Here is a 24,847-nt window from a genome sequence, read left to right on the forward strand (position 1 = left end):
GATCGTATCGATGATGTCTCCCTGCATGCGCGGCACCATCATCGCCGGATAGCGCAATAATCCGTGGAGGTTCGGCCGCGTTTTGGCTCCTGTCTCACTCCAACTGCTCGGAGGCGCGCTCTCCAGTGCAAGCAGCCGACGTCGGAGCGTCAGAGGTTTAGTCATCTGATTTTCGTCCCCCGGCGGCCGGCAATATCTTCATCGGTCACGGTGACCCCCACCTCTCTCAACGCCTCGAGCACAAGCGCTCGTCGCGTGCGACCCGTTTCGACGGCCTTGATATCGAGTTCGCGCTTTACCCGTGGAGGTATAGTGATTTGGAGTGGAACCTCTGCGTCACGCCGCGAGGCTCCGCTTAGCCTCTTGCCGGTCTGCCTGGGCATCTCGCAGCGCTCCCCCAACTCCAGGGTACGTGTCGCACTTATTCATTAAATGTGGAAGACATTAAATAATGATTGTAAAAAGCCGAGTAGCCGCGCTTGTCTCGATCAGCCGCGTTGTCCGACGTTCCGGGACTCCAGACGAATGAACGACCGAACTCTCACGATTAACTGCCAAGCGACAACTGGACGCGGGCGCGATCGAGAAGGATGTCCGTCGTGTCGTCGACTCCGTCATTTCCGGCGACCGCCGGTATCCGGCCATTCGGACTTTCTCCGCCCAGATGATCGAACCGTAAGATCGTCAGATCGTCTGTGATTTTTGGGAGTGGTTCAGAGATAGTCGGGAGCACCTTTCGCGGCTATCTGCTTATCTACAGGGTGGGTTCGATCAGCCCGGGACGGATGCCGCTCCGAGCTCACAGACCATCAATGAATTCCCGAACGGGTAAAAGCCATCGCTCCGGCGCCTCCATATGGGCAAGGTGGCCCGTCTGCTCAAGGATGACGAGCCGCGAGTGAGGTAGTGTCCGATGAAGCCGTTCGGCGACGGCCACGGGAAAGCGCATGTCTTTTGCACCGTGAATGATCAAGCACGGAACGCCGCTCAGCTTGATAACGGTTTCGTAGTCCACATCGTCGGGTGAGATCCGGTGGCCGCCCAACCACCGTTTCGTCCACTCGCCGGAAAAACGAACGGCTGAAAGAGCCGTCTTGATCGGCTCGATATGCGACAGGTCATAGACGTCGAGCGGCAGACAATCGAACGCCAGGGCGCGCGCCTTCTCGGCCGCGCTGAGCGTCGGCGATGCGGTAATGCGATCGGCCTTCTCTCGACATGCACCGTATCTTTCGCGGCGTTCCTCCCAGGCATCGAGCTCCGGCTGGAAGTCCTGATAGGCGGTCGTCGAGGCGAGAATCAACGCCTTCACTCTTTCCGGATGACGCTGCAAAAACCGGAGGGCGACGCGGCCGCCAAACGAGAATCCTAGTAGAACGCCGTGGCTGATTCCTCTTGCATCCATCAGTACGACAAGGTCGTCAACGACGTAGTCAACGTGATAGCCCTCGGGGGACTGCGCCCTGCCGGAGCGGCCGCACCCGCGCATGTCAAACGACAAAACGCGGCACATGTCCTGCAAAGGCGTTACGTAAGGCTCGATATAGGAATGATCCCAATCCGGCCCGCCATGGATCACGATGAGCGTTGTAGAGCCGGATCCCCTCTCTGTGATGTACAAATCGGGCGTTGGGTGTCGCCATTCATTGGATCCTGTCATGTGAAGTTTCTCTAGTTTTGCCGGTTCGTTAAGCCGCCCGGCGCCACGCAGCAGCCTTTGCCGCAGTAATGTCCTCATCATCGACGTCTTGTCGCACCTCCGGCTCCTGAGTCCGGATGAGGCAATGAGGCAACAAGGCTTCCCTCCGAAACCACGGACCGCCAACGGATGCGCCGCGTCGCATGACAGCGATTGCGGCATAGCATAGGCTCGAAATCGCCTTGGAAACAGAGAGCTCGTGCCGCAGATGTGAGGCCATCACCATGAATCCTAAGCCCGATGAGACTACCGGCCTGTTTGATGAACAATTCCGGCGCGATCCACACGCTTATTGGTCCAACCTGCGCGCCCAAAGCCCGGTCGCCTGGTCTGAGCGCCTCGATGCGTGGCTTGTCATGTCCCATAGCGCCGCGCTTACTGCCTTGCATGACAAACGGCTCACCATGGACGTGTATAGCGCTTTCAGACCGAGCCCTATACCGGTGCGATCGAGCTTTGAGATGGAGCCAGAGGAGAATGCCCAATTTCGCCGTGCGGTCGCACCGCATCTGCGCACAATTGCGCGCGATACCAGGCAGGTGGAAGCCGTTGCGCTCGCACTCGCCCGCCAAATCGACGATTCGCGCCAATGGGACCTAGCGGCGGACTTCGCAGAACCGCTCGCGCACCGTCTCGTTCGGCATTGGCTGGGGCTAACCCCCGACAGTCATCTGCAGCTTCTCCATCTGCTCGACAAGGCGGACCAAGTGGAAGACCCAAGTTACAGAGCCGCCGCGGGTGAGATCGCGACGGAACTTCTGCTCACGGAGATTGTCACTGCCCGCAACTCAGGCAGCCAGACCCTCCTAGCACGATTGGCCCGAGCTTGGCCCGAGTGGGGCGGCAAAGACGCCGATTTGGCCGCCTTTGTTTCACCGATGACCTTTTCGCTCGTAAAAGGGATTGGCACCCGGCTTCTGGTTCATTCAGTCGCGGCGCTTTGCCTGCAACCGGCGCTCCAGCGAGTTGTCCAAGACGGCGGGTTCAATTTGGCGGAGCGGGTTGCCGAAGAGGCGTCGCGATGGGAACCGGTTCAGCAGGCAATACCGCGTCGGGCGTCAAACCACATGGAGCTTGAAGGCCGACATGTTGCCCGCGGCGAACGCCTTTTGATCGTCCTGTCAGCGGTCTGTCGCGATCCGGCGCAGCACCCAGAGCCGCATCGCTTCGATCCGTTTCGCACTGAGCCTTCGCTCGCCTTCGGCCACGGCTCTCACGGCTGTCTTGGCGGCGGTCTGGCGACAGCCGCAACGGCGGTCGCACTCGTTGTTCTGCTTCGCACCGTACGTGGCCCGCTGAGACCTGCGCAACTTCCGTCCGATGTTCCGCAAGTCGGCCTCGGATTGGCTTATACCTCTTTATGGTTACAAGCGAGGACTTCTGCTTGATCAATCCGAGGCCTTCTTCTCGACCAGAGATTGTGATAGTATTTAGCAATTGAGATACTGCGTCTCGAATGGAGGAGGGAATGACACATATTTCTCACACGGAGGTTTCGTCAATGCACTGGAACAGGACGATGCAGCTTACGATGCTGAATCGTTCCTCGAACAAAGTCGAAAACGTGAATATCGACTTACCAGCTGGCGCCATGGATCAGATTAAGGCAGCAATTCGACAAGAATTGAAAAAAATGAAAGTTAAAACCGGTGGCGACGTCTGGGTCGAAAGCATGAGCGGCTTTATAACGAGAGACCCAGAGGAAGAGAAAACCATATCTGACATCATGGATAAGATGGTTGATACGGCCACTGCGAAGAGTTTTGAAGTAAAGCCGCGCAAATAAAAGAATGGCATTTCTGTGGATCGTAGTTGATTGCGGCAAAGCGAGCGGCAGGTAGATCACGCTGACGTGGGGATCCCATGGCATACAGGGTAGGCAGCCACTGGTTTGCCGGACCAGTTCACGTCGACTTCAACCTGACCAACCGCTGCAACTTAGCCTGTCGGCATTGCCATGCCAGTTCCGGCGAGCCCTTACTGGCTGAACTGGGTACAGCCGATGTAATGAGGATCGTTGACAGTCTCTATCACCTTGGAGTCTTGTCGATCGCTTTCGCCGGTGGCGAACCATTAGTCCGACCCGACATCGCTGAGATTTTGCGGTATGCAGCAGCGTTGCCGGGGATGTCGGTTTCGGTCATCACCAACGGCCTGTCGCTGACCCCAGCACTGCGCGCGAAGCTGGCTCCAATCAAGAACAATTTAACCATCAATGTCAGCATTGAGGGCAGCACGGCGGAGAATTTCGGCCGTCTGAGGCAGTCGCCGAGCGGTTCCGCCGCTGCGCCGGCGCTGTTTTTCGAACGCATTAAGCAAAGCATTCGCGCATTAGTAGCGGACGGCTTCACTGTCTCGACGAACATGACCATCACCCGCCAGAGTCTGAAAGACGTAGTCGCAACCCATCGGTTGGCGGTGGTGGAGCTAGGTGCCAGCGCTCTCGTCGCCATCAAGTTCTTCCCCGGGGGGTACGGCTCGTCGCTCGCTCATATTTTGGAACCACCAGTCCCGGCATGGCTCGATGTCTTCGCCGAGTTGACTCGGTACAAGCTTGCCGGCGACCTCCCCGGCCTGCAGGTGTCGGTGCCCGCTGCCTGGGAGTTCTACCTGCCGCTGATTGCCGCCGACCTCGACATCGTCGCAGCCGAGCAGGCCTGGGGGTATGTCGGGACAGCGCGGGCCTCATCAAACGGCCCTCGCGACATCGGCGATGCGGCCGGATTTGCCGACCTCTGCATTGATTCAGACGGCAAAGTCTATCCCTCGGTGCTTCTTGCCGGCGAGCCGGACGCGCTGGCCGGAGATCTCCGCCGAGACACCCTTGCAAGCATATGGCGCCACAGTACCGTCCTCAACGGCCTCCGGCGGCTGACTGTTAGCGACATTGAGGGCGCGTGCCAGTTCTGCGCGCTGAAGGATCTCTGCGGCGGCGGATCTCGCGCGCGCGCCTTTGCCTTGACGAGGCGGCTTTCAGGACCGGATGCGACCTGCCCCCTCATTGCCCAACCGGGCAACGCCGGGGCGCGCGACGAGGCGCGCCAAAACACGCCGCCTAGGATCCCGGCTGTGCGCCGAAGCTGGACGGTGGGCGTTGGCCGCCATGCGATACGCGTACTTCGGCTTGATCGTGGATGCGAGGTGCGCACGAGGGGTCACGTGTGGCATTGTCCGGAGGGTACGGCAGTCGCGCTGGAGGCCGCCGCAGAAGCCGACGGAACGTCCGATCTTACGCTCGCGCTGCGGCACGAGACAGCCGGCAACGGGCTCTGTCCCGACCGGGTCGGCAAGATTCTCGCCGGCGCGGCCGCGGTTGCTGGAACGGAGGCTTCAGCTAGGCCATGATCCCGCCGGACGTCCTGGTCATTGCGCCCTTCCGGCAACCCACGTTTCGGTTCGGGATAGCAGCCGACTACAAACATCAGGAGCCTTGGGATTCTCCGCCTTTCCTAATGGCCGGCGCAGTCGAGGCTGCGGGATTTTCCGCCCGTCTCCTGCAGCTTATCAACATCTTCCCCGGCTATAGCGAGGAAGCGCATGGCGCAATCCTGTCCCAACTTCTGCGCGCGTCTCACGCGGAGGTCGTTCTCTTCGTCGCCGACCACTTCATCGCCAGCCGAAGCACGGCCGCGCTCTACGGCATGCGCCAGGTCGTGGCGCACATGGCGCACTCAGGCATGCGGCCCCTGTTTGGTGCCACAGGCCGGATTGCGACCGCACTCGGACGTAGACTCTTTGAGTTGTGCCCCGACCTTAATTTTCTCGTCGCGGGAGAGGCGGAGAGTGTGATCGGCGACGTCTTGGGGCCTGCGGTTCGACGTGACTTGGAGGCGATGGCCGCCCATCCCAATGTGCTTGTGAACGGATGGGGAACCCGGTCCCATGCGGAAGCAGCATTTCTTTCCGACCCGAACGCGGCGGCGCTTCCGGCCTACCATCTCGCGGGCGATATGATGCGCGCGTTCGAGAGAATCTTTGGTGCCCCGCCACAGAACATTCCGTTCAGCATCAGAACAAGCCTGGGCTGCCGGCTGCAATGCCGGTTTTGCGCCGGCGTGCCGAATTGGAACCGCTATCGGCTGAAGTCGCCGGAACGAGTCGAAACGGAGATTGACCTTTTGACGAAGCATTGCGGCGCCTTCGCACGGCTGTCGTTCCTGGAAGACGAATTGTTCACTGTCGACGACGCCCATGTTGATGCCGTTTGCGCACTTCTGCAGAGACGGGCACTCGTTCTCGATGGCGTCTACACCCATTCGGCGTTTCTTACGGGACGGTCGGCCGCGGCACTCGCGACCGTGACGCGCCATGTCTATTTCGGCCTAGACAGCGCCGATGATGCAATTTTGAAGCACATGAAAAAGGGGCAACGCTTCGAGAACGCTTTAGCCGCCATAGAGTTGGCGGAGAAGGCAGGCCTTGCCGTTGCGCTTGAATGGATCATCGGCTCGCCAGGAGAAACGCGAGACAACCTGATCCACAGCCTCAACATGATCTACAATCTCTTGGCCACTGGAACGGTCGACAACATCAACACCTACGTCTACTGTCCTCACCCAGGAACCGCGTTTGCCGAAGCGGCGGAGGAATACGGGATCGAGGTCTTATCGGGGCTCGACTGGATCCAGGAATCGGGAGGCTTTCCGGCCGCGCGCACGCAGACGCTGACGCGCAACGAGATTTTCACCGCCTATTTGATGAGTCAGCTGGTCATCCTCGAGGCAAAGGATGCTCGGCATAAGATAGGGCCGGCACGAAAAGTCTCATCGGCGAACTACCCCTACATGCGACGGCTTCTGGGCCTGATCGCCGAAGCCGATGTAGCGGCCGAGCACGACCGCGCGCTCGTCACGGCGGTGTCGTCGTGACAATGGGAACCCATGTCCTTGGACTAAGCATGTCAAGCCACGACCGATCGGCCTGCCTTCTGCGGGACGGCACCATTGTCGCCGCGATCGCCGAAGAGCGGCTGGACCGACGCAAACATTCGCAAGGCTTCTATGCAGGCGCGGGGCGAGACATCGTGTTACCCCCATTTGCCGCCATTGCCTATGTCCTAAGAACGGGCGGGATCGGCCTTGACGATGTGGCGCTTGTAGTCTGCGGCCGGTCTATCGGCGCAGCCCGGCATCGTCTCCTCGATTACCTCCCCCTGCCGCCGGACAGAGTCACAGAGCCGCCGCTGCCGGGCCATCATTTGGCCCATGCCTATGCTGCCTTCGCGACCGCACCGTTCGACGATCCGGCTATTCTCGTCGTCGACGAACAGGGCCACCACCGCCGCGACGGAACATATGAGAAATGCTCCTTCTTCCTGGGCGAGGGCGGCCGGGTGAAGCCGCTGCGCCAGTTCTTCGGCACCGCGTCCGACCTGAGCCTTGGCATGTTCTACAATGTGTTCGCGGCGACGTGCGGACTGGGCGAGGCCGGCCTGCCGGCAGGCGGCAAGCTGATGGGCCTCGCCGCCTATGGTCAATCCCGACCCGAATGGCCCCAATTGGTCGACATAGAACAGGGCAGCGGAAACACGTATATTCCGCTGCAGCGGCTTGTGACGTTCTTGGACGGGATCGGATGCCTGAAAGCATCCTCGGACGGCGCAATGCACAGCTGCGACGGAGTGCAGGCACTTTTGTCGTTATTGAAACCCCTTGACTGGAGCGACCCGCTTGCAGCATCGCTCGCCAGAAAGGCGCAGGATGAGCTTGAAAGGGCAGTCGTGGCCATCGCGGCAGCACTGAGGCGCGAATCAGGCCGGGACACGCTTGCCTATGCAGGTGGCGTGGCCCTCAATTGCTTGGCGAACGCGAGACTGCAGGAAACGGGGTTCCGGGACGTCTTTGTTCATCCTGCGGCCACCGACGACGGCAATGCCATCGGCCTTGCTTATTGGGGATGGATCGATCGCCTTGCGAAGCCGAGGCCAGTGCCCGCGCTCATGTCGCCATTTCTTGGCCGCCGGTATGAAACCCACGAGATCGAGGATGCAGTCTCCCAATTCGGCCTCGACGGAGTGTTGCAGCGGGGAGGGAGCCTTGAAGACGTGGCGGACGATCTGGCGGATGGTCGCATCGTCTGCTGGTTCGACGGCCGCAGCGAGTGGGGGCCGCGCGCCTTGGGCGCTCGCAGCATCGTAGCCGATCCGACCCGAAAGGGCGTGGCAGAGCGGATCAATGCGACGATCAAGTTTCGCGAGCCATTCCGCCCTTTCGCGCTCAGCGGCACGCAGGAGGCGCTCGCCCAGTTGGTGGATCTTGACGCGGTGCCGCGAGGGCTGCGCCCCTATATGCTTGCCGCGACGGCCGTGCGCGACGCCCGCCTTGATCCTGTGCGCCACGCCGACGGCAGCGTGCGCATACAGGTCGTTGACCCGGAGCTGCAGCCACGCTGGTTCCAGCTAATCGAGTGCTTTGCCGAAAAACGCGGTGTCGGAGCGGTCTTGAACACATCGTTCAATACTCTGGGTGAGCCGCTGGTGGAGACGCCGCACGATGCGGTACGTCAGTTCCTGCTCTCAGGCGCAGACCGCCTTTTGATGGGTGACTATGCGCTCGACCGGCGTGATCTGGTCGGCGAATTCGCCGCGCGTGCCATGGCATTGGCATGGGCGCAGACCGCTTTCGATCCCTTGTCAATCGCCCTTAGCCTTGAGGACGCCGGCTACTGGGAAAAAGCCCTAGTCGTGCTGAGGGAAAATGGGAAGCATCTCCATGCTGATGGCCTTCAGGGCGAGCGGGCAGTCGCCTTCCTTGGCCTGAATGTCCGTATCGCGCAAACACAGGGCCAGACAGACGAGGCCGCCCGCAATGCCGCGGCCGTCCTTCGCCATCTGCGCTTTCCGGCCGATGCCATGAGCGCGGCACACGCGCTCATGCAAACGGGCACGGAGGAAGACTCTTCGACTGCAGCCTTGCTCTCCCTGCTTTGCGGCGAGGGCGGGTTCGCCGCTTTCTCAAAAACTGCTTTTCGGAGACAGGATGATGTCGCACCGCAGTAAGCCGCGGGACCAATCTCGGCAAACCTTTACGTCGCCCGGCCTGTCCGACTTCGAACCCATCGGTTACAGCGCAGCCACGGGCGGCTGGGTCGTTCGCGGCGTCGCCGAGGGGCACCAGATCCTTAACTCTGAGAATTTCGGTCTGGACGTATATGACGAGATCGAGGCGGATCACGCAAAGGTGCACACCTTCATGATGGCGGCGCCTCCTTTGCATCTAACTTATCGTCGTGCGCTTGCAACGGCATTTCACCGCGCTGTCGTGGCGCGCATGGAGACGACCATCCTCGATCCTGCCGCGGGCGCGACCGCCGAGGCCGTGATCCGAAGGATCAAAGAGGAGGGATCGGCTGCCCTCGTCACAGAGTGTATCTGGCCGTATCAAAGCAGCGTCATCTATCACCTCTCCGGGATCGCGCGCGACGCTGGCGACGAGATAGTGGCCGGTTTCCGTCTGCTCCACGCGGTATCAGCGGCTCAGTCCGACCACGACCCGCGCGATGTTACAGCCTATGTCCACGGCCGTACGGCCGAGCTCCTAGGGGATGCGCGCTCACGTGGTGCCGGCCTCTTACCGGACATACTCGCCACGCCGGAGATCGCCGCGCTCGACGATGAAGAATACGCGATGATGTTCCTCGGTTTCTTCCGCACACTTGCCGTTCGCATTGGCCATGACCTGCCGGCGACGCTGTTGCGGCGCATTGCCAGCTTAGCCAGCGTGCAACACGAACTGCGCCGGTCGCCCGCTCTTAGCTATAGCGCCGCAAATGAAGCGGTTCGAATGCAGGATTGGGGCGTGATTCCACGACGCGTCACCGCTGAGTGCCGTGTCGGCGGCAAACGGCTTCGTCTTGGAGACAATGTTTTCATTTTGCTGGGCGATGCGGGCAAGGACCCACGTCTTTTCACCGAACCGGACACGTTCCGTCCCGATCGGCCCTATCTTGACCGGCAGCTCGCCTTCGGTGCCGGCGAGCACCGATGTCCCGGTGCCCACTTCGCCCGCGCCATGGCCGCAAGACTGGCTCTTGCGATACTGTCAAGAACGCGGCAGATAACCTTGACCGCCCGCGATGACGGCACCGACCGTCTTGTTGTCGATGCGTGAGCCACGGTTCGGCGAGGTCGGGTTTTGGGAAGAGCGCCTAGACGACGACGCGTCTATCAAACTCGTGATCGATCAAGGCAAAGTGCACCGCGACACCCCTTTCGCCCGAGCAACGTTCTATCAGCGCTCCATTGCCTCGGCGGGAAAAGACGCACGCGCGTGCACAAAGCCGCGCGACGCCCCCGCCCAAAACAGCTGGGTCGTGAGCCAGGCTATCGCCATGGCCGATTGGTTTCCACTCGACGCGCTCGCCGATAAGCTTGCAACAGGAGGTACCGCCGCGACATTCGAAATAAATTGCCAAGCGCGTCAATATCGCAATGCGGACGGGCATGTACATGCGAAGCGCAAGGCGTATTTTGCATTTACTCTCATACACTCTGACCCGAGGGTCGGCTCCATAGTCGATGTTGCTCAAGACCCCGAAACGCTCGTCAAGAGAATCGACCAACACCTCGCCAGTTTAATGGACTACTCTGAGTTGCTTTGTTCCGAGTCTTTGAGGTCAGTTACCGCAGATCCTCTCCCCATACTTCTCAGCCCGACTGTCGCAGGAGTCATGTTCCACGAAATTTTCGGGCATGGCGCCGAGGAAGCGTGGTTTGGCGCCGCCCGAGGAACACAGACGGGTCCTTATTCCCTCAGTGTCGCCGCGCGGTATCCTAGAGACTGCGGCCACGATGATGATGAGGGTGTACGCGGGAACGCGGTAACACTTGTCGAAGGCGGCGCGTTAGCGAATGAGGTCCGTGACCGCAGCACAAGCAGCACGAACGGTCGCCCATCAGGGCTCGCACAAGTCGGCCCCCATCGTGGAACGCCCCGGGCCCGCTGTACTCATCTGGAAGTTGGGGGCGGATCCGGGTCGCCGGAGGCCCTTTGCAACGCAATCCAGCGCGGGCTGCAATCTGATGATGTGAGATTGGCCCAGGTGGTGAATGGCGTCGCCGTCCTCCAGCTTGGACGGGCGCGGCGGATCGAAAAGGGGCACGAATGCGAGCCCGTCGCACCCTTCGCCATCGTCGTCTCGCTCGTTTCTTTGCGCGAACACATCGCTGCTCTATCGGCTGCGAAACAGTCACGGTGTGGGTTTTGTGTGAAGTTCAACGATCCACTGCTTAGCATCATCAGGGCGCCAGCGACCCTCCTCGATAATATCAAACCGCTTGCGGTCGGTTAGACCAAGAGCCTGGCTCAAAAGGGTGGTCCAAAAGTGGATGGCTCATTTAGATTGCTACTTCCTATTTTGCGCTAGGCGCGTAAGCTAGGCGCATTGAAGTATATCTAAATGAGCCGAGCGGGAGGGGAATATGCACGTTGCTCGTGTTTATCTGCGGGTCAGTACCCAAGGGCAGGATCTCGATCGCCAGGAATCAATCATCGCTGAGGCGAGGGACGCCGGGTACTACATCGCCGGCGTCTACCGCGAGAAGGCATCCGGCGCTCGCGCCGACCGGCCGGAGCTGCTTCGTCTAATCGCGGACCTTCAGCCTGGGGAGGTTGTCGTTGCGGAGAAGATAGACCGCATCAGTCGTCTGCCTTTGCCTGAAGCTGAAAAGCTGATCGAAACAATTCGGAATAAGGGTGCTCGTCTTGCCGTACCTGGTGTGGTGGATCTTAGCGACATCGCGGCCAGCGCTGACGGCGTTGCCAAGATCGTGCTCGAGTCCATTCAGGAAATGTTGCTGAAGCTCGCCCTGCAAATGGCTCGAGACGACTTCGAGGATCGCCGCGAACGCCAGAGGCAAGGCATCGAATTGGCAAAAGCGGACGGGAAATATGCTGGACGCCAAGCTGACCTGGTGACACACGAACGCATCATTGTCTTCCGGTCTGGCGGCAACAGTATCAGCAGGACGGCGAAGCTGACCGGCTGCAGCGAAGCGCAGATGAAGCGCGTCTGGGCTCGACATCAGAAGGAAAGCGGGAAGCAGGAAATGTTGTCGCAAAAGTTGAGTTCTGCGACTGTGCAAAAGTCAGTTGCAAAACCGTCGCTTTGATCGGGAGTTTTCGCGACAAGGGAAGGTCGCGAGAGGTGGTTTTCTTCCGTAGCTTCCCTCGATCGGAACGAGAAAGAAGCGCCAATTGTTGCCGTTGCTCGTCGCCGAATGAACAACCGCTCCTCCGACGAAGCGGTCCTTCCCCACCAGGCGACGCAGAAGGGTGGTGATGAGCAGACCTTCAGGCTGAGTGGTGGCGACGATAGAGCGGATCACGGGCAATCTTCGACATGCCTCCCTGATCGCAGAAATCCGTCACCCCTCGGTTAACTTTGCGGTGCCCTCAAACAATCCCGCTATAAATACGGCACGAAGAAGTTGAAATCTGATCAGCTTTTTGTGACGTCTTGATGAAAACTTTTCTACTTTGCCTTGTTGATCTTCTTGCGGCCCAGAATCCTAAGCACAAGATTTCTTCCGGATCTTAAAAATGGGTAGAGAACGCGCGCCCTGTCTGGATCAGAGAAGACGCGAGCCATAAACCGATTGGCGAATGAGGACGAGCCGCTGGCAAGTGACAGCATTTGCATGCACTGAGCACCATGATACCAGCGTCCGCCGATTAGCGCGGCCATGCCGTCGTCCAGATCAAAACGGTCGCGCGCCTCCAGAGCCTTTGGATCATCGGACCGGGCATCCACCAGCTGGACATGTCCGAAGGCCTGACGAAGCCTGACCATCTTGACGTACTGGCTGCAGAACGGGCATTCGCCGTCATAGACGATCGTGACGCCCTCTCCGGATTCACTGACGGACATCGATCCTAGGCCCCAAGGTTTGAGTCATGACCCGCCGAACGATCTTGCCATCTGCGACATCCAGGCAGACGGTATCGACCACATATCGATATGCCACGATGTCGCGAGGGTCCTGCGCCTCAAAATCGCGGTGCAGGAACGGCATGGAATAGTGATGGTGGGGATAGAGGTTGTAATCAACCGCAAAAACCGAGTTTGCCAAATTCTCGGCGCGATTGTGCTGCCCAAGAATAAACGGCGCCGGGCGGGCCGTATCGTAGTCAGGCGGCGTGACTGGCTGTTCGACTGGATAGGCGCACTCGTTGGTAAGTTTCATGACCTCATAGTTGGACGAGGCAACTTCCGAGGACTTTGGCTGCACGTCCCTTATCCCGATCTGGCCGAAAGCTGAGGTCGGGACGTGCCCGGATTCGTGACGATACTCATGAAAGCTGAAGTGGCGGGCATAGAGCAGGTAGGAGGCATCACGAAAGAAGCTTGGGGCGACCCGCACCCAGTCACCTTCTTCCGTGAGGGCCTCGAAATGTGCCTGCCGGATTTGCCTTGAATCGTACCAGCCGAGCCGCGCGTTATAAAAGACCACGTGGCCGAATATCGTGACAAGGATCCCGGTTACGATGGCGATTGTGGAAAACGAATTTTCCTTCATTCTCGTCAGAGCCGCAACGATCAGACTGTTCAAGATGATCCAGTGCAGAAAAAGGGCGCCGCTCAGAAGGAAGATCCCGATATGCATGAGATCGAAGAACGCGGTCAGGCCGATGAGCCATCGCCGGCGCCAAAACGCGAGAAAGCATAGAAGCTGAGCAGCAAGGATGACGACATTCATCGGAATCTGGACAGCTCTGAAGGCTTCGTAAGCAAGAGCGAGCAGGGATTCAGAAAAGCCCAGCGGGGCCGCGCCCAGACTGTACCCGGCCAGCATTATGGAGCTGGTCGGGTTCTCGAGGACCCAGCTCAGGGGCCCTCCGTCAAGCGTGATCTTGGCCATCCCGGACATGAAGTAGTTGCCGAAATGGGCGCCGATCCCGGCAAGCAGCAGTATGCCGGCAGCTTGGGCTGCGAAATTCCTGGTTCCGAGTTCGTCAAGGCTGGGTAGGTTCCTGGTGACGGGCTTCAGCCGGCTCACACTCTGCAGCAGGCTCAGGACTATCAGGCCACAGGCCAGGAAGAGACCGACCTCAATCAAGGGCGCATAATCGTTGCGGCCCAGTTCCGCAGCACCGGAGACTGCCCGCGTGACATCCTTGTGGAAGGCGAAATAGACCATCGGGAAAACGGCGAAGGATGGCCGTAGGATCGACAGAAGGCCTGCGGCAAGCGCGATCAGGCGTGCATATTCGAGCGCATTGCCCAAGGCCTCTGCGCGGGCCGCGTCGGCAATGCCGGGTTCGTCTCCAAGCCCAAAGCCGAAGAGGCCGAGCGTTATCGCCAGGCCGACGACGATTGTACGAGCAGGCCCCGCCTCGGAGGGATAGCGTACGAATGCAAAAGCGCAGCATAGCACCGCCAACCCGATCGCGCCGGCCGTGGCAAAGGCAGGATCGTGCCACGCCACGCGGGAGGCCGCTTTTTCGTAAAGCAGGATCGGAACGAGCCCGCACAGGAACGGGAAAAAGAGAAAGGCTGCAAGAACCCAACGCTCAACCGGTGAACGCTCGATGCCGACTGACGGCCAAGGCTGGGCGCTGCCCGCTCCGATGCTCATGCCATGCGTCTCCCGTCTTCCGGATTTTTCGCCTTACCTTTTCGGTTTTCGGTACCGGGATGAGCCCTGTCGTGGCCGGATATTGCCGACATCCCGCGTGTATGGTCACAACACATTGCTGCACCGCAACAAGACAGCCGTACTACAACCTAGGCGTACAAGGCAACGATGTAATTTCAAGGCGCCTCGCCGTGGCCCAATATGCGCGCGTAAATTGCACCAAGCAGTCGATAGTGCCTCCGCCCATCGCTGACCTCTTCTAATTGTCTAATTTAGGTACAACTAACGCGACAGTGTTCGACCGGCCAGACTCATCGTGCCGTAGTCGCCCTGGAGGGGTTGCAGGCTTAAAAAAGTGCTACCCAGCTACCCAACGTTGTGGCAAATATCATGTTGCATCGCATCAATAATGCGATGCAACATTGAAATTGCCTCGCTGACCTGCATGAGGCCCGATCGTATCGGCTTCGGCTGCACCAGCGTCTGAAGAGGCCATACACAATGGTACTCGACATCCAAGTCGAACAGGTCGCCAACGAGCACTATGATGCCGTCGTGATCGGCTCCGGCTTCGGTTCAGCCTTCTTCCTGCACGAATTCGTCAGACGGAGGAATGCTCGTGTTCTCGTCCCCGAATGGGGGCGCCATAACACGCATGAATGGCAGCTCGAACACGGCTCAAACAGCGACATCCAGGACGAGGAGACCTATTCCAGCAACGCCAGCAAGCCGTGGAACTACACCATCGGCTTGGGGGGCGGTACAAACTGCTGGTTTGCGCAGACGCCGCGGTTTCATCCGAACGATTTCAGACTGAAGAGCCTCTACGGCATCGGTCTCGACTGGCCGATCAGCCATGACGATCCCGAGCCCTTCTATTGCGAGGCGAAGGCGGTCATGTCGATTTTGGGAGACCCAGATATGGCCGCCGTAATGCCGCGCTCCCAACCCTTTCCTCAGCCGCCCCATCGCATGTCCGCGCCGGATCGGATGATGAAGGCGGCCCGGCCCGATGAGCATTTCGTCATGCCGACGGCGCGGGCGCGCGTGGCAACGGAACAGCGGCCCGCCTGCTGTGCATCCTTGCGCTGCTGGCTGTGTCCGGCGGACGCCAAGTTCACCGCCAATAACGGCTTGATGCATGCCTTTGAAAATCCCGATGTCTCGGTCTGTCTCGGCTGGGAAGTCCGGCGGTTCGGTCATGCCGGCAGCTCCGTCCATTTGGTCATATTCTCGAGCGGGCGGTCCGGCCGCGATCCCTGGAGGCAGCATAGGACGGAGAACAAACCCACGCCAGTGATATCCAAGGAACTCGTCATGTAGGCTTCCCACCAACCCCATCAGCGCTTCGTATCCCTATGCCCTTTGGTGGGTGACTTCCGGTTGAGCGTGCCCCTTTGCCAAGAGGAGAAACTGCTATGACTGTATTCTATGACAGCAGCCGTCCAGATGCGTTCGTCGGCGGAGGCGGCTTGGACGGCGTAAGTTACAAGGCTTCTTCCCGTGGAGTCATTGCCGATTTGGCCTCCGGGCATGCGTACAAGTTGCTTTCGATACTGCCGCTCGGCGACTCCATCACATATGGAGTGATCGCAAGCTCGTCCGATACCGAAAGTGGCGGATATCGGAAGTTCATGCTGGAACGGTTGGACGCACTCAACGTCAAGATCGATTTCGTCGGTTCCCTGTCCAACGGGCCCGCCAGCATGCAAGATCGCGATCACGAAGGACACCGCAACTGGACGCTGAATCAGCTGAACGGCATCGACGACGACGTTGTGGCGGCTACCAAGGCCGACGCCGCGCTGCTGATCGCCGGAACGAACGATAGCGCGACCGATAGCGTGCCAACGATGCTGCAGGATTTGCGTAACCTGTTGCTCAGCTTGAGTTCGAGCGATCCCGCCTTGACCGTCTTCGTCGGTTCCTTGCCTCCCGTTCGCGTCGGGCAGCAGTCACAGGCGCGTGCGGTCCGGGTCGACGCCTACAACGATGCAATGCCCGGTCTGATCTCTGAACTGGCCGCCCAAGGGCATAAGGTCATCTTTGTCGACATGCGTGATCTGACACCAGATGACATCACAGCACCGCCGCTTGATAGCGGACTGCATCCGACTGCCGGGGGCTATGCAAAAATCGCCTCATATTGGATCGACGCCTTGGAACAACACTTCGGTCTGGACGGGACCGGCATCGGAAGAGACCGCGATACCTTCACCAGCATTGAAAATCTTACAGGCTCTTCCTTTGCCGACCAACTCGGCGGAAACGAGGGAGCCAACGTGCTGGATGGGCTGGCGGGCGATGACGTGCTGGAGGGCCGCGGCGGTTCCGACCAACTCATCGGCGGGGTCGGCGCCGACACGCTTGTCGGCGGCGCGGGTGATGACGTCTACTATGTCGACAACGCCGGTGACAAAACCATCGAGGAGACCAATGGCGGCATTGACGAAACGCATGCTTATACAAACTGGACCCTGGCCGACAACGCCGAAAACCTCTTCCTGAGGTCGGCTGCCAATCTGGCGGGAAAAGGCAACGGGCTCGCCAACGCCATGGTGGGCAACGGCGGAGCGAACACGCTCGAAGGCCTCGGCGGCGACGATCGGCTGGATGGCCGGGGCGGGTCGGACCGGCTCATCGGTGGCCTTGGCGCCGATATCCTCACGGGCGGAACGGGAAACGACAGCTTCGTCTTCGCCGCTGGCCACGGCCACGACACCATCGCCGACTTCGATTTCTCCGGCGATGATCTCCTGGAGATTTCAGGGTACCAGAGCTACAGCGAGCTCCGGCAGGTCGGGAGCGACACGCTGGTCGTCTTTTCTGACTGTGACACTGTTCTACTGAAAGACGTAACTAGCACCTCCTTGAGCAGTTCGGATTTCGCCTGGATCGATCCACTCAATGAGCCGCCGCCGGGGTCAATCGTAGGGGACGACGGCAACAATACGCTTACGTGCGGTTCCGGTGCGGACGTCATTTATGGAATGGACGGCCGCGACATCTTGAACGGAAAAGGGGGCGCCGACACGCTGGCCGGCGGCGCGGGTGATGACGTCTACTATGTCGACAACGCCGAAAACCTCTTCCTGAGGTCGGCTGCCAATCTGGCGGGAAAAGGCAACGGGCTCGCCAACGCCATGCTGGGCAACAGCGGAGCGAACACGCTCGAAGGCCTCGGCGGCGACGATTGGCTGGATGGCCGGGGCGGGTCGGACCGGCTCATCGGTGGCCTTGGCGCCGATATCCTCACGGGCGGAACGGGAAACGACAGCTTCGTCTTCGCCGCTGGCCACGGCCACGACACCATCACCGACTTCGATTTCTCCGGCGATGATCTCCTGGAGATTTCAGGGTACCTGAGCTACAGCGAGCTCCGGCAGGTCGGGAGCGACACGCTGGTCGTCTTTTCCGACAGTGACACTCTTTCGCTAAACAGTATCCCTGCCTCAAGTCTTTCGAGCGGCGATTTTCTGTTCGTGTAGAGCAGCGATAGGAGCCCCAGGAGCGTCGCGCCCGTCATGATCCCGAAGCCGCCGATCTGGAAGAGCGCAAGAATGACACCTTGACCGAAACCGGACCAGTAGGTGGGTGTGTCCTGAACGATCAGCCCGGTCACGCAGACGGCCGAGGCGGCCGTGAACAAGGCCGTCAGCAGCGAGGCCCCTCCTGGGTCCGCACGCGAGATCGGTAACATCAGCATTGCCGTGCCCGTAAGGATGGCAAATAGGAATGCCAATGGCACCAGTCGAGCGGGATGCTGTATCGATTGTCGCAAATGCCACCCTTATTGCTTGGCCCCCCGAACAAGGCGGAACTACCGCTCTACAGCACACTGCCCGGAGTTGGTCCACCCTGGGAGCGGCTCAGACGCCCAGCGGCCGCCAAAGCGCAAGAATAAATACGAAAGCGGTCATTTAACGCCCAAGCCATGAAGGTCGAAATGGGGTCATGGGCGTGAATTCGGCAGCGGCGAACGAACTTCCGCAAGGCGTCGATTCCGGCCGCCTGGTTTTCCCAAAAGTCCCGGATTGAAGCAACTGTGTTGCGTCTGATTTTTGCACCGTCCCACAATGGGCAGTTTCGCGACCACCGCAACCATGGCGGTTGCTGCGGCGTATTTCTGACCCAGCCTATGGGGCTATCCGCTTGCCCGAATTCTGAGCCAGACGCGCGACGGCGGGCGGCGTTGCTTGTCTTGATCAGTGGACTACACGGATAAAACTTCCTGCCATTAGCCGCCGAAACTCGCTTCCGCTTCGCGCCGGAAGAGAACTTCGGCCCGCCCCCTTTGTGCACTGTGCGCGTCAGCTGTGGCCCGTTGCAGGCCTTCCCACGCGACGGCTCCACGGCAAATCTTGACCCGTTGGAGATCTGCGTTGCGAATGGCAGCAATGCGCCCAATGGCAGTCGTACCATCTACGGGCGATCTGTCCCGAAAGCGGACGTAGAATTGGGCGCCCCGCGGATGTCGTAACAGCCCCAGTTCCGGACCCTGTGCTAAGCCGCTCAGGGTTGGGCTCGGTAAGGTAGCCGCGCGAATTGATGTGTCGCTGAGACCCTTCAAGCGGCCGACGCACGCGTCAAAATTGACCCGCCGTTCTGACTGTTGAAAACATCCGAGATACCAAGATGGACTCGGCCCTGCAGCCGCTTTAGCGCCTATCCAGCAAAAACGTGGTAATGTGCGATTATTAGGCATGAGCAGGCATCACGGAGGCGCCGAAAAATGTCTGGAAAACTCGAAGACTTGTACCGTCGCTGGATCCTCGATTGCGTAGTCGACTCGGTGGAGGCGATTTCCAAGGACTTTGTCCAGCATCCGCAGCAATATCGAGGTGCTACCACGTCTGGATTGCTGGAAGAATTCAAGGCCCGAACCGGGAACGACCCCCTCTGGCCAAACAAGGAACAGCGTGCTGCGATCTATGGCACACTCTTTGGAATGGCCGACGGCGACTCCGATGGAGAAAATTCAGGTCAATTCGGCGAGGCCGCGAGCGACGTTCGTCGACGGGCAACCCTGTACGCTGAACGGGTTTTCAGCAGCGGCGAGGAAATGCTTCGACAAGCATTTCGGGATTCGATCGAAACCTTTCAAGCCTACTTGGAAACACTGAAGGGTCCAGTTGTTGATAGAGGGGATGCCCAAACAACGAATATCTTCGACAAAGCTGTTGCGGTTCTTCAAGACGCCGGTGTAGCGCAGCGATTCGGCGGGCTCCCCCCAGCACCAGCCAATTGGCCCACTTCGAGACCGTACGGTGGCGATGGCGCAAACCTAATTGAGGAGATCAAGCGCACTTTATTTGTTGGACCCGAATACCAACTCCCACGAAAACGGTTTCTCGTGATGCAGCGTATCGCCACCTATGGTCACGGCACAATTGCCGACGTTCAAAGCTATAAATACGATCAGTCTAAAGGGCAAAAGTCGACGACCGACTTGATAACAGCTGCATATAGCTGGGCAACGGCAATTCTTGACAGCAAGCGGATGAACAGTAACGATGGGATGCACTTGGGCGGCGATGGAAGCAAGCCATTAGAAAACCTCAGTACGCTTGAATCGCGGCGTAATATTGGCCGAAATCGCTGAAAGATTTCCTGGCAATGGGGGATGCGATGTCGCGCGATGACCGGGGCCATCGGGCGGTTACTTACTGCGGCGAACGCGTGATAATTGCGCTCCATTCAGAGGACGAAGACGGAGACACCCTCTCGCTCAGACGAACTGGGCGTCGAAGAACTGACGCCGAAGGTGCTCGCCTTGAACGGCCCGGATCGTCGCGGCTCGCCGCGGGCCGAGCTTTCCGGTGCGCCTTTGCTCGAACCGACTCCGTTGCCGGATGAGCGGATCTCTTCCTGCCAGTACGTCAGCGACTGCCTGCTTGGTCCCATCACTGTTGTGCCCGGAGTTGAACCACAGCCGCACGAGGAAATGTTTCGTTATGCTCTCCAGGGATTCGAGGGACGTAGCACCGAGATCCGCCTCGATTTGCTGTTCGGAGTACCGCAGCCGCGCGGCGAGCGCTCGCAATGCCTCGAGGCTGTTTGGGAACGCGTGCCGGAGGCCGGTTGGATTGTGGGCCTCGTTGACGAACCCCACCGCGAGCTCGCGACTGGGGATCGGATCAGCGCCCGCGGGCATCGCAGCGAACACTCTCGGACGCTCTTCGTGCCAGTAATCGAGTCCGATAACAGTATTGAGAACTTCCCCGTTCGAGAGCCAGACGTTAATGTTGTCCTTCTCGACCGCGACATTCATCGCTAGGAACTCGGGATCCACTTCGAATTCCGCCGCGATGGCGCTAACACGTCTGCGTAACAAATCGCCGCGAGAACCGCGGAAAAGTGAGTCGAGGCCGCTCAGTTGATTACGTCCTTCTCCTAGATCGATGTCTATCAACTCCGCGAGCTCGATGTCCTCGTCTTGACCGAAATTGCCGCTGCCCCCGCTTCCTTCGAGGCCAGTCGCCTCATCCTCGGGCGGCAGATCGTAACGAGCTTGAGTCACTCTCGCGGCGAGATCGCCCATTGCGTTGGGCGAGAACCCGTGGGTGCCGCGGTCGAACGCCTCGCCCTCATGGGAACGCCCGCCGGCAGTCGTTCCGTCCTCGCGCTGCGAGTCCAGCGTCCCGTCGCCCGTCGCGGCGCCGTCCGCCCCGTCCACACTAGCGGTTCTGCCGCCGATCCCTCGACGATCCATGTCGCGGCCGTGGTTTATGCGCGCACCCTCGGCTGAGACACCGCCTTCTTTCTCGCGGCCATAGCCGGCGGTGATCGCAGTCTTGAGCACGTCTGCCGCAACGCCTGCCATGGCGGTCGCATTCCGGCCCGCCTCCGTGGTGGCAGTCAGCGTGCCGGTGGTGGCGGCGCCAGCGAGATCCTGGGTGCCTGCAAGCCCACTCATGTCACGGAAGTTCAGCGCGCCGAGCGCATTGAGGCTTGCGCTGAGGCCGGTGGGATCCGGAAGATTGGTCGGATTGACGATATTCAGCGTCGCCGGCCCGAGTTGTCCCGGAGTGATGGTTTCCCCCCGCGCTCGGGACTCGGTGGAAACTGGCGCGAGCTCAGGTGGTGTGAGCGGGGCCGGGGAATCCTGCCAGTTCCAGAAACGCGTGATGTCGAGCTTCTCGGCCGAGTTGGAGCGCCCGAGCACCGCTTCGGCGAACACGCCGTCGGTCGGAATCGGCACCATGCGCTGGTCCTTGACCGAACGCGGCGAGAGCTGGCGGTCTGCGAGCACGCGCGACCAGGGCTGGGGACCGCCGGTACCGAGGCCGCTTGCCTCCTCGGGTTCAACCGGGGCGCGCAGCACGACGAAATTGCCCGTGACCGAGAGCACCTTGGGCTCCACCTGATCGACGAGCGGGCGGCCCTGCCAACGATACTTCGACAGCAGACCCACGACCTCCGTGGAGCTTAGCGAACGGAATACCTGCACCGAATAGTGGGCGCGGTTGGCCGCCAAGTGGGCTTTCAATTCAGCCTTGCGGTCGGCTGTGTCGCTGGAGAATCGCGCAGCCGAGAAACTCGTCCCGGCGGGAGAATCTGGCATCGAGACCGGAATGCCCGGACTCGTGAATCGACGTCCCCGAAAGGAAAGATGCAGCCGGACGAGGCCGCGCACGACACCGCCCAACTGCTTCTGCAAGCTAATGTCGGCGATTTCGCCGAGCGCAACCGGGGTGGCGAGTTCGACCACCGGCCCGTTCGCCTGGAGGGTAAGGCTGGGTGTAGCATTGCCGACCATGGACAGGGTAATGGCGGAGGCGGGAATGCCTTCGAGCTGGACCGCGACCAGTTCGACCTCGTCCGGATAGAAGAGCGAGCTGCTCTGCGGGCGGACGATCGGTCGCATGACGATCGAGGAGCCGCGGACGACTGCGTCGTCACCGGCGAGGAAAGAGGTAAGGGACACCGGAGCGATGTCCGCCCGACGGGCGAGCATCGCGGTCGTCGGTGCCGCAGCAACTGGAGCGGTTTCAGGATCAGTCGGCGCGGGAGCGGACGCAATGCGCACCATGCGGTCCCCTAGAAGCAAGGGCTGCAAGGCAGCATCGATCAGCGCCGAATGAAAGCTCTTTGCCGGGCGGATCTCGATCGTGTTGGTCGGATCGAGCAGCAGATCTCGCGCGCGGGCAGTGAGCGCGGCGCGGGCAAGGACGCCGCGATAGGCCTCGATCATGTCATCGCTACTGAAGTCGGCGAGCGCAATCGGGAGAAACAGGACGCGCTCGGCCGTATGCACTTCGGCGACGACACGATAGATCTGGACGACCTCATAATATTGGACCGTCAGCGCGTGCATGTGATTGTAGTTGGCGACAATACGAGTGCTGACCTGCTGATGCTCGCTTTCTGAGACCTCGCGAACCGCGGTTGCGCGACGATTGCGCACACTGGTGGAATGCTGTTCAGTGCGATCGTTGACGTTCTGGGTCATGGAGGCTGTAACCGAGCGCTTGCCGAGCGACCACGACCTGCTGTTGGCGTCAGTTGTCGTCGAGGCACCCTGGTAGGAGCCGCCCAACGCGCCGCCGAGCAAAGCGCCGCCGACCGGGATAATCGCGCTCAGCCCCAAGCCGAAGCCGCCGGAATCAGAGGAGGATTCGACATGGCTGGTCGATCCGCCCGACTGCATGTCCTCGGCGACTGCGTTCTGCACTTCGCTGATTGCGCGCCGGTGTCCCGTCTGCGAGGCGAGCGCCTCTGACTCGCTGACGGATTCGCTCGCTTGAGCTGTGACGCGGCGCGTGAAGTCGACGACGGCAATGCGGGTGGCCTCGCCCGGCGCGAGCGCGAGAGAGTGGAGCATCTGGCCGAGTGTGATGCCCTGCGCATACCACGACTGGGAGAAGGTGATGAGCGCACCAACGGCCGGCTTGTCGAAGCCCGTCGCCGCACCGATCACATCCGAGAGCGAAAGTGGTCCGTCGAGGTCGACGAGATTGGCATCGCCCTGGCCGCTGTCGAGCATGACGAGGCTCGAATAGTAGACCCGCTCAGTCGGATACTCGGCGAAGCGCGGGCGCAGCGCCTCGGTCTGGAGTTCGTCGAGCGTGAGCGCCGAGCCGACCGTGTCGCCGATCAACTCGCGCGCAACGCGCTGCGGCGGCCAATTGGCAAACTCGGCGATTGTGTAGACGTCGAGTGCCTGCTTCAGCGCCGTCGCCTGTGCGTCCGTAATCTCCCGCAAAGTTTCCAACGGCAGCTCGCCGATTTCTTCGAGCGTGCCGAAGCTGGTATTCGGCTTCAGCCAGTCGCCAGGCGCCATGCCGTACCGGCTGGCAAGCTCGCCAGGCCTGCCGGCGGCGGCTGCCGAGCGCGCGGTTGCAAAGAGCGAGGCCGCACCGAGATCGAAGATTGTGGATATGCCAATCGCCTGGAGTGCCGTGGCAGCATCTCCCGAAACGCCGAGAAGCTTGGCGGTAGGCTGCCTCAGGACATCGCCGTGTTCCAGCTGGGAAATATCGGATCGCAGATAGTCAGAAAACCCTGAAACCATATTGGCACTCCCGGCACATGCCAGAGCAGGCTAGGCGATAGGGCGGAAGGCAACACGCTGCCATCCCAGTCTTTGACCGCCAATGGTCTGAATGTCGCACAAGGATCAGATCACGTCGACGTCTCCGGCTGTAGAAGTGTCCGTTTTTTTGTGATCCGAACCTGGAAGCTGCCCGTCCGGCGTCGGCCCCGAACGCGTCATCCGGTGGTCCATTCAGCAATGACGGTTCATGGCGGTCCTTGCTCGTTCGAGGACCTTCGCGATCGGATCGCTCCCCACCCTTTGCGGCCATATTGTCCCGAGTGATCGGTAGATCTTCGGGCCATAAGCGAAAGAGCCTACACTCCCGTGCTCATTCCTCGCGAACCGTGAACTTATCATGTCTTGGCCGCTTTCGCTTTCATCCGTGCCTGTGGGAAGTAGTCGTAGAAGGTCACACGGCTGATGCCCAACCGACGCGCGATCTCTGCCACCGAGATGTCACCGGCAGCCAGCATCGCCCTGGCGGCTTTTTTGTCATCTTCGGTGAGCTTGGGCTTGCGGCCACCTTTCCGGCCGCGCGCCAGAGCGGCCTTGAGGCCTTCCATGGTGCGCTCTCGATTGAGGTCCAGGAAATACTCGGCCATGGCACCGTGGATCTGCAAAAAGAAGCGTCCTTGGGCGCTCTCGCTGTCCAGCTCCTCGGTCAAGCTTTGGAACTTGATGCCATCGGCGCGGAGCTTATCGATCGTGCGCATCATTTCCACCAAGGAACGGCCTAGGCGGTCGAGCTTCCAAACGACCAGGATATCCTCTGGCCGGAGATAAGCGAGGGCGGCTTCCAGCTCTGGCCGCTTGCTTCCCGCCTTGCCGGACTTCTTTTCTTCAAAAATCTTCTCACAGCCGGCGCGCTTGAGCGCGTCCCGTTGCATGTCAAGATTCTGATCGGCGGTAGAGACCCGGGCGTATCCTATCTTCATGTAAGGATATTTCGCGGGTACCGTTTTCCTGTCAATAGATTTGCTAACATATTTTCCTTACATGATTGCTGCTCTCCCGCGCCTCGATGGGAGAGGCATAA

17 protein-coding genes are annotated in these 24,847 nt (G+C 60.2%); 11 read left to right on the forward strand and 6 right to left on the reverse strand.

From position 1 onward, the window contains the following. Positions 1 to 161 precede the first annotated feature (161 nt). Positions 162 to 383 carry a hypothetical protein gene (locus D3227_RS26645; RefSeq protein WP_147377691.1) on the reverse strand — a complete coding sequence of 74 codons (222 nt, stop codon included), beginning with the start codon at positions 381 to 383 and terminating at the stop codon, positions 162 to 164. A gap of 416 nt (positions 384 to 799) precedes the next feature. Then, positions 800 to 1,660: an alpha/beta fold hydrolase gene (locus D3227_RS26650; RefSeq protein ID WP_167480861.1), complete on the reverse strand. Its 861-nt coding sequence runs from the start codon at positions 1,658 to 1,660 to the stop codon at positions 800 to 802. Between the two features lie 263 nt (positions 1,661 to 1,923). On the opposite strand from D3227_RS26650, the gene D3227_RS26655 reads away from it, so the two are divergent. The 8 genes from D3227_RS26655 to D3227_RS26690 all read left to right on the forward strand — a co-directional run bounded on the left by D3227_RS26655 (position 1,924) and on the right by D3227_RS26690 (position 11,807). Further along, positions 1,924 to 3,087 (forward strand): cytochrome P450, encoded by a 1,164-nt coding sequence (locus D3227_RS26655; protein WP_147377692.1) that lies wholly within the window; start codon positions 1,924 to 1,926, stop codon positions 3,085 to 3,087. An 80-nt stretch (positions 3,088 to 3,167) separates the two neighbouring features. Next, complete coding sequence (locus tag D3227_RS26660; RefSeq protein WP_147377693.1) at positions 3,168 to 3,485, forward strand: hypothetical protein; 318 nt, start codon at positions 3,168 to 3,170, stop codon at positions 3,483 to 3,485. Between the two features lie 77 nt (positions 3,486 to 3,562). Next, positions 3,563 to 5,044 carry a radical SAM/SPASM domain-containing protein gene (locus D3227_RS26665; protein WP_120017254.1) on the forward strand — a complete coding sequence of 494 codons (1,482 nt, stop codon included), beginning with the start codon at positions 3,563 to 3,565 and terminating at the stop codon, positions 5,042 to 5,044. Then, on the forward strand, positions 5,041 to 6,567 hold the full coding sequence (locus tag D3227_RS26670; protein WP_120017255.1) for a B12-binding domain-containing radical SAM protein: 1,527 nt from the start codon (positions 5,041 to 5,043) through the stop codon (positions 6,565 to 6,567). Before D3227_RS26665 ends, D3227_RS26670 begins: the two co-directional genes overlap by 4 nt. Before the next feature lie 2 nt (positions 6,568 to 6,569). Beyond that, complete coding sequence (locus D3227_RS26675; protein ID WP_120017256.1) at positions 6,570 to 8,696, forward strand: carbamoyltransferase C-terminal domain-containing protein; 2,127 nt, start codon at positions 6,570 to 6,572, stop codon at positions 8,694 to 8,696. Next, positions 8,680 to 9,807 carry a cytochrome P450 gene (locus tag D3227_RS26680; RefSeq protein ID WP_167480864.1) on the forward strand — a complete coding sequence of 376 codons (1,128 nt, stop codon included), beginning with the start codon at positions 8,680 to 8,682 and terminating at the stop codon, positions 9,805 to 9,807. Before D3227_RS26675 ends, D3227_RS26680 begins: the two co-directional genes overlap by 17 nt. Then, on the forward strand, positions 9,773 to 10,987 hold the full coding sequence (locus D3227_RS26685) for a metallopeptidase TldD-related protein (protein ID WP_120017258.1): 1,215 nt from the start codon (positions 9,773 to 9,775) through the stop codon (positions 10,985 to 10,987). The genes D3227_RS26680 and D3227_RS26685 overlap by 35 nt, the downstream gene beginning before the upstream one ends. Before the next feature lie 130 nt (positions 10,988 to 11,117). After that, positions 11,118 to 11,807: a recombinase family protein gene (locus D3227_RS26690; protein WP_120017259.1), complete on the forward strand. Its 690-nt coding sequence runs from the start codon at positions 11,118 to 11,120 to the stop codon at positions 11,805 to 11,807. Between the two features lie 362 nt (positions 11,808 to 12,169). Here the strand turns inward: D3227_RS26690 and D3227_RS26695 are convergent, their stop codons facing one another. After that, a complete protein-coding gene (locus D3227_RS26695) occupies positions 12,170 to 12,565 on the reverse strand; it encodes a DCC1-like thiol-disulfide oxidoreductase family protein (protein ID WP_120017260.1) in 396 nt (131 codons plus the stop codon). Further along, positions 12,552 to 14,273, reverse strand: a complete 1,722-nt coding sequence (locus tag D3227_RS26700; protein ID WP_120017261.1) for a hypothetical protein — start codon at positions 14,271 to 14,273, stop codon at positions 12,552 to 12,554. The genes D3227_RS26695 and D3227_RS26700 overlap by 14 nt, the downstream gene beginning before the upstream one ends. 555 nt (positions 14,274 to 14,828) lie before the next feature. Between D3227_RS26700 and D3227_RS26705 the strand changes: the two genes are divergently transcribed. The 3 genes from D3227_RS26705 (at position 14,829) to D3227_RS26720 (ending at position 19,875) form a co-directional block, all read left to right on the forward strand. Next, positions 14,829 to 15,596 (forward strand): GMC family oxidoreductase, encoded by a 768-nt coding sequence (locus D3227_RS26705; protein WP_245451893.1) that lies wholly within the window; start codon positions 14,829 to 14,831, stop codon positions 15,594 to 15,596. 95 nt (positions 15,597 to 15,691) lie between these two features. Next, positions 15,692 to 17,761 carry a GDSL-type esterase/lipase family protein gene (locus D3227_RS26710; protein WP_120017262.1) on the forward strand — a complete coding sequence of 690 codons (2,070 nt, stop codon included), beginning with the start codon at positions 15,692 to 15,694 and terminating at the stop codon, positions 17,759 to 17,761. 1,244 nt (positions 17,762 to 19,005) lie between these two features. Continuing rightward, positions 19,006 to 19,875 (forward strand): hypothetical protein, encoded by an 870-nt coding sequence (locus D3227_RS26720; RefSeq protein WP_120017263.1) that lies wholly within the window; start codon positions 19,006 to 19,008, stop codon positions 19,873 to 19,875. A 126-nt stretch (positions 19,876 to 20,001) separates the two neighbouring features. On the opposite strand, the gene D3227_RS26725 is transcribed toward D3227_RS26720, so the two are convergent. Together D3227_RS26725 and D3227_RS26730 are read right to left on the reverse strand one after the other, a co-directional pair. Beyond that, positions 20,002 to 23,787, reverse strand: coding sequence for a hypothetical protein (locus D3227_RS26725; protein WP_120017264.1), 3,786 nt, complete (start codon positions 23,785 to 23,787; stop codon positions 20,002 to 20,004). A 377-nt stretch (positions 23,788 to 24,164) separates the two neighbouring features. Then, the gene (locus D3227_RS26730; protein WP_120017265.1) at positions 24,165 to 24,746 is read right to left on the reverse strand and encodes a recombinase family protein; all 582 of its coding nucleotides are present in this window, start codon (positions 24,744 to 24,746) and stop codon (positions 24,165 to 24,167) included. Positions 24,747 to 24,847 lie beyond the last annotated feature (101 nt).

Origin of the sequence: Mesorhizobium waimense, assembly GCF_003601975.1 — a bacterium.
Classification (GTDB): domain Bacteria; phylum Pseudomonadota; class Alphaproteobacteria; order Rhizobiales; family Rhizobiaceae; genus Mesorhizobium; species Mesorhizobium waimense.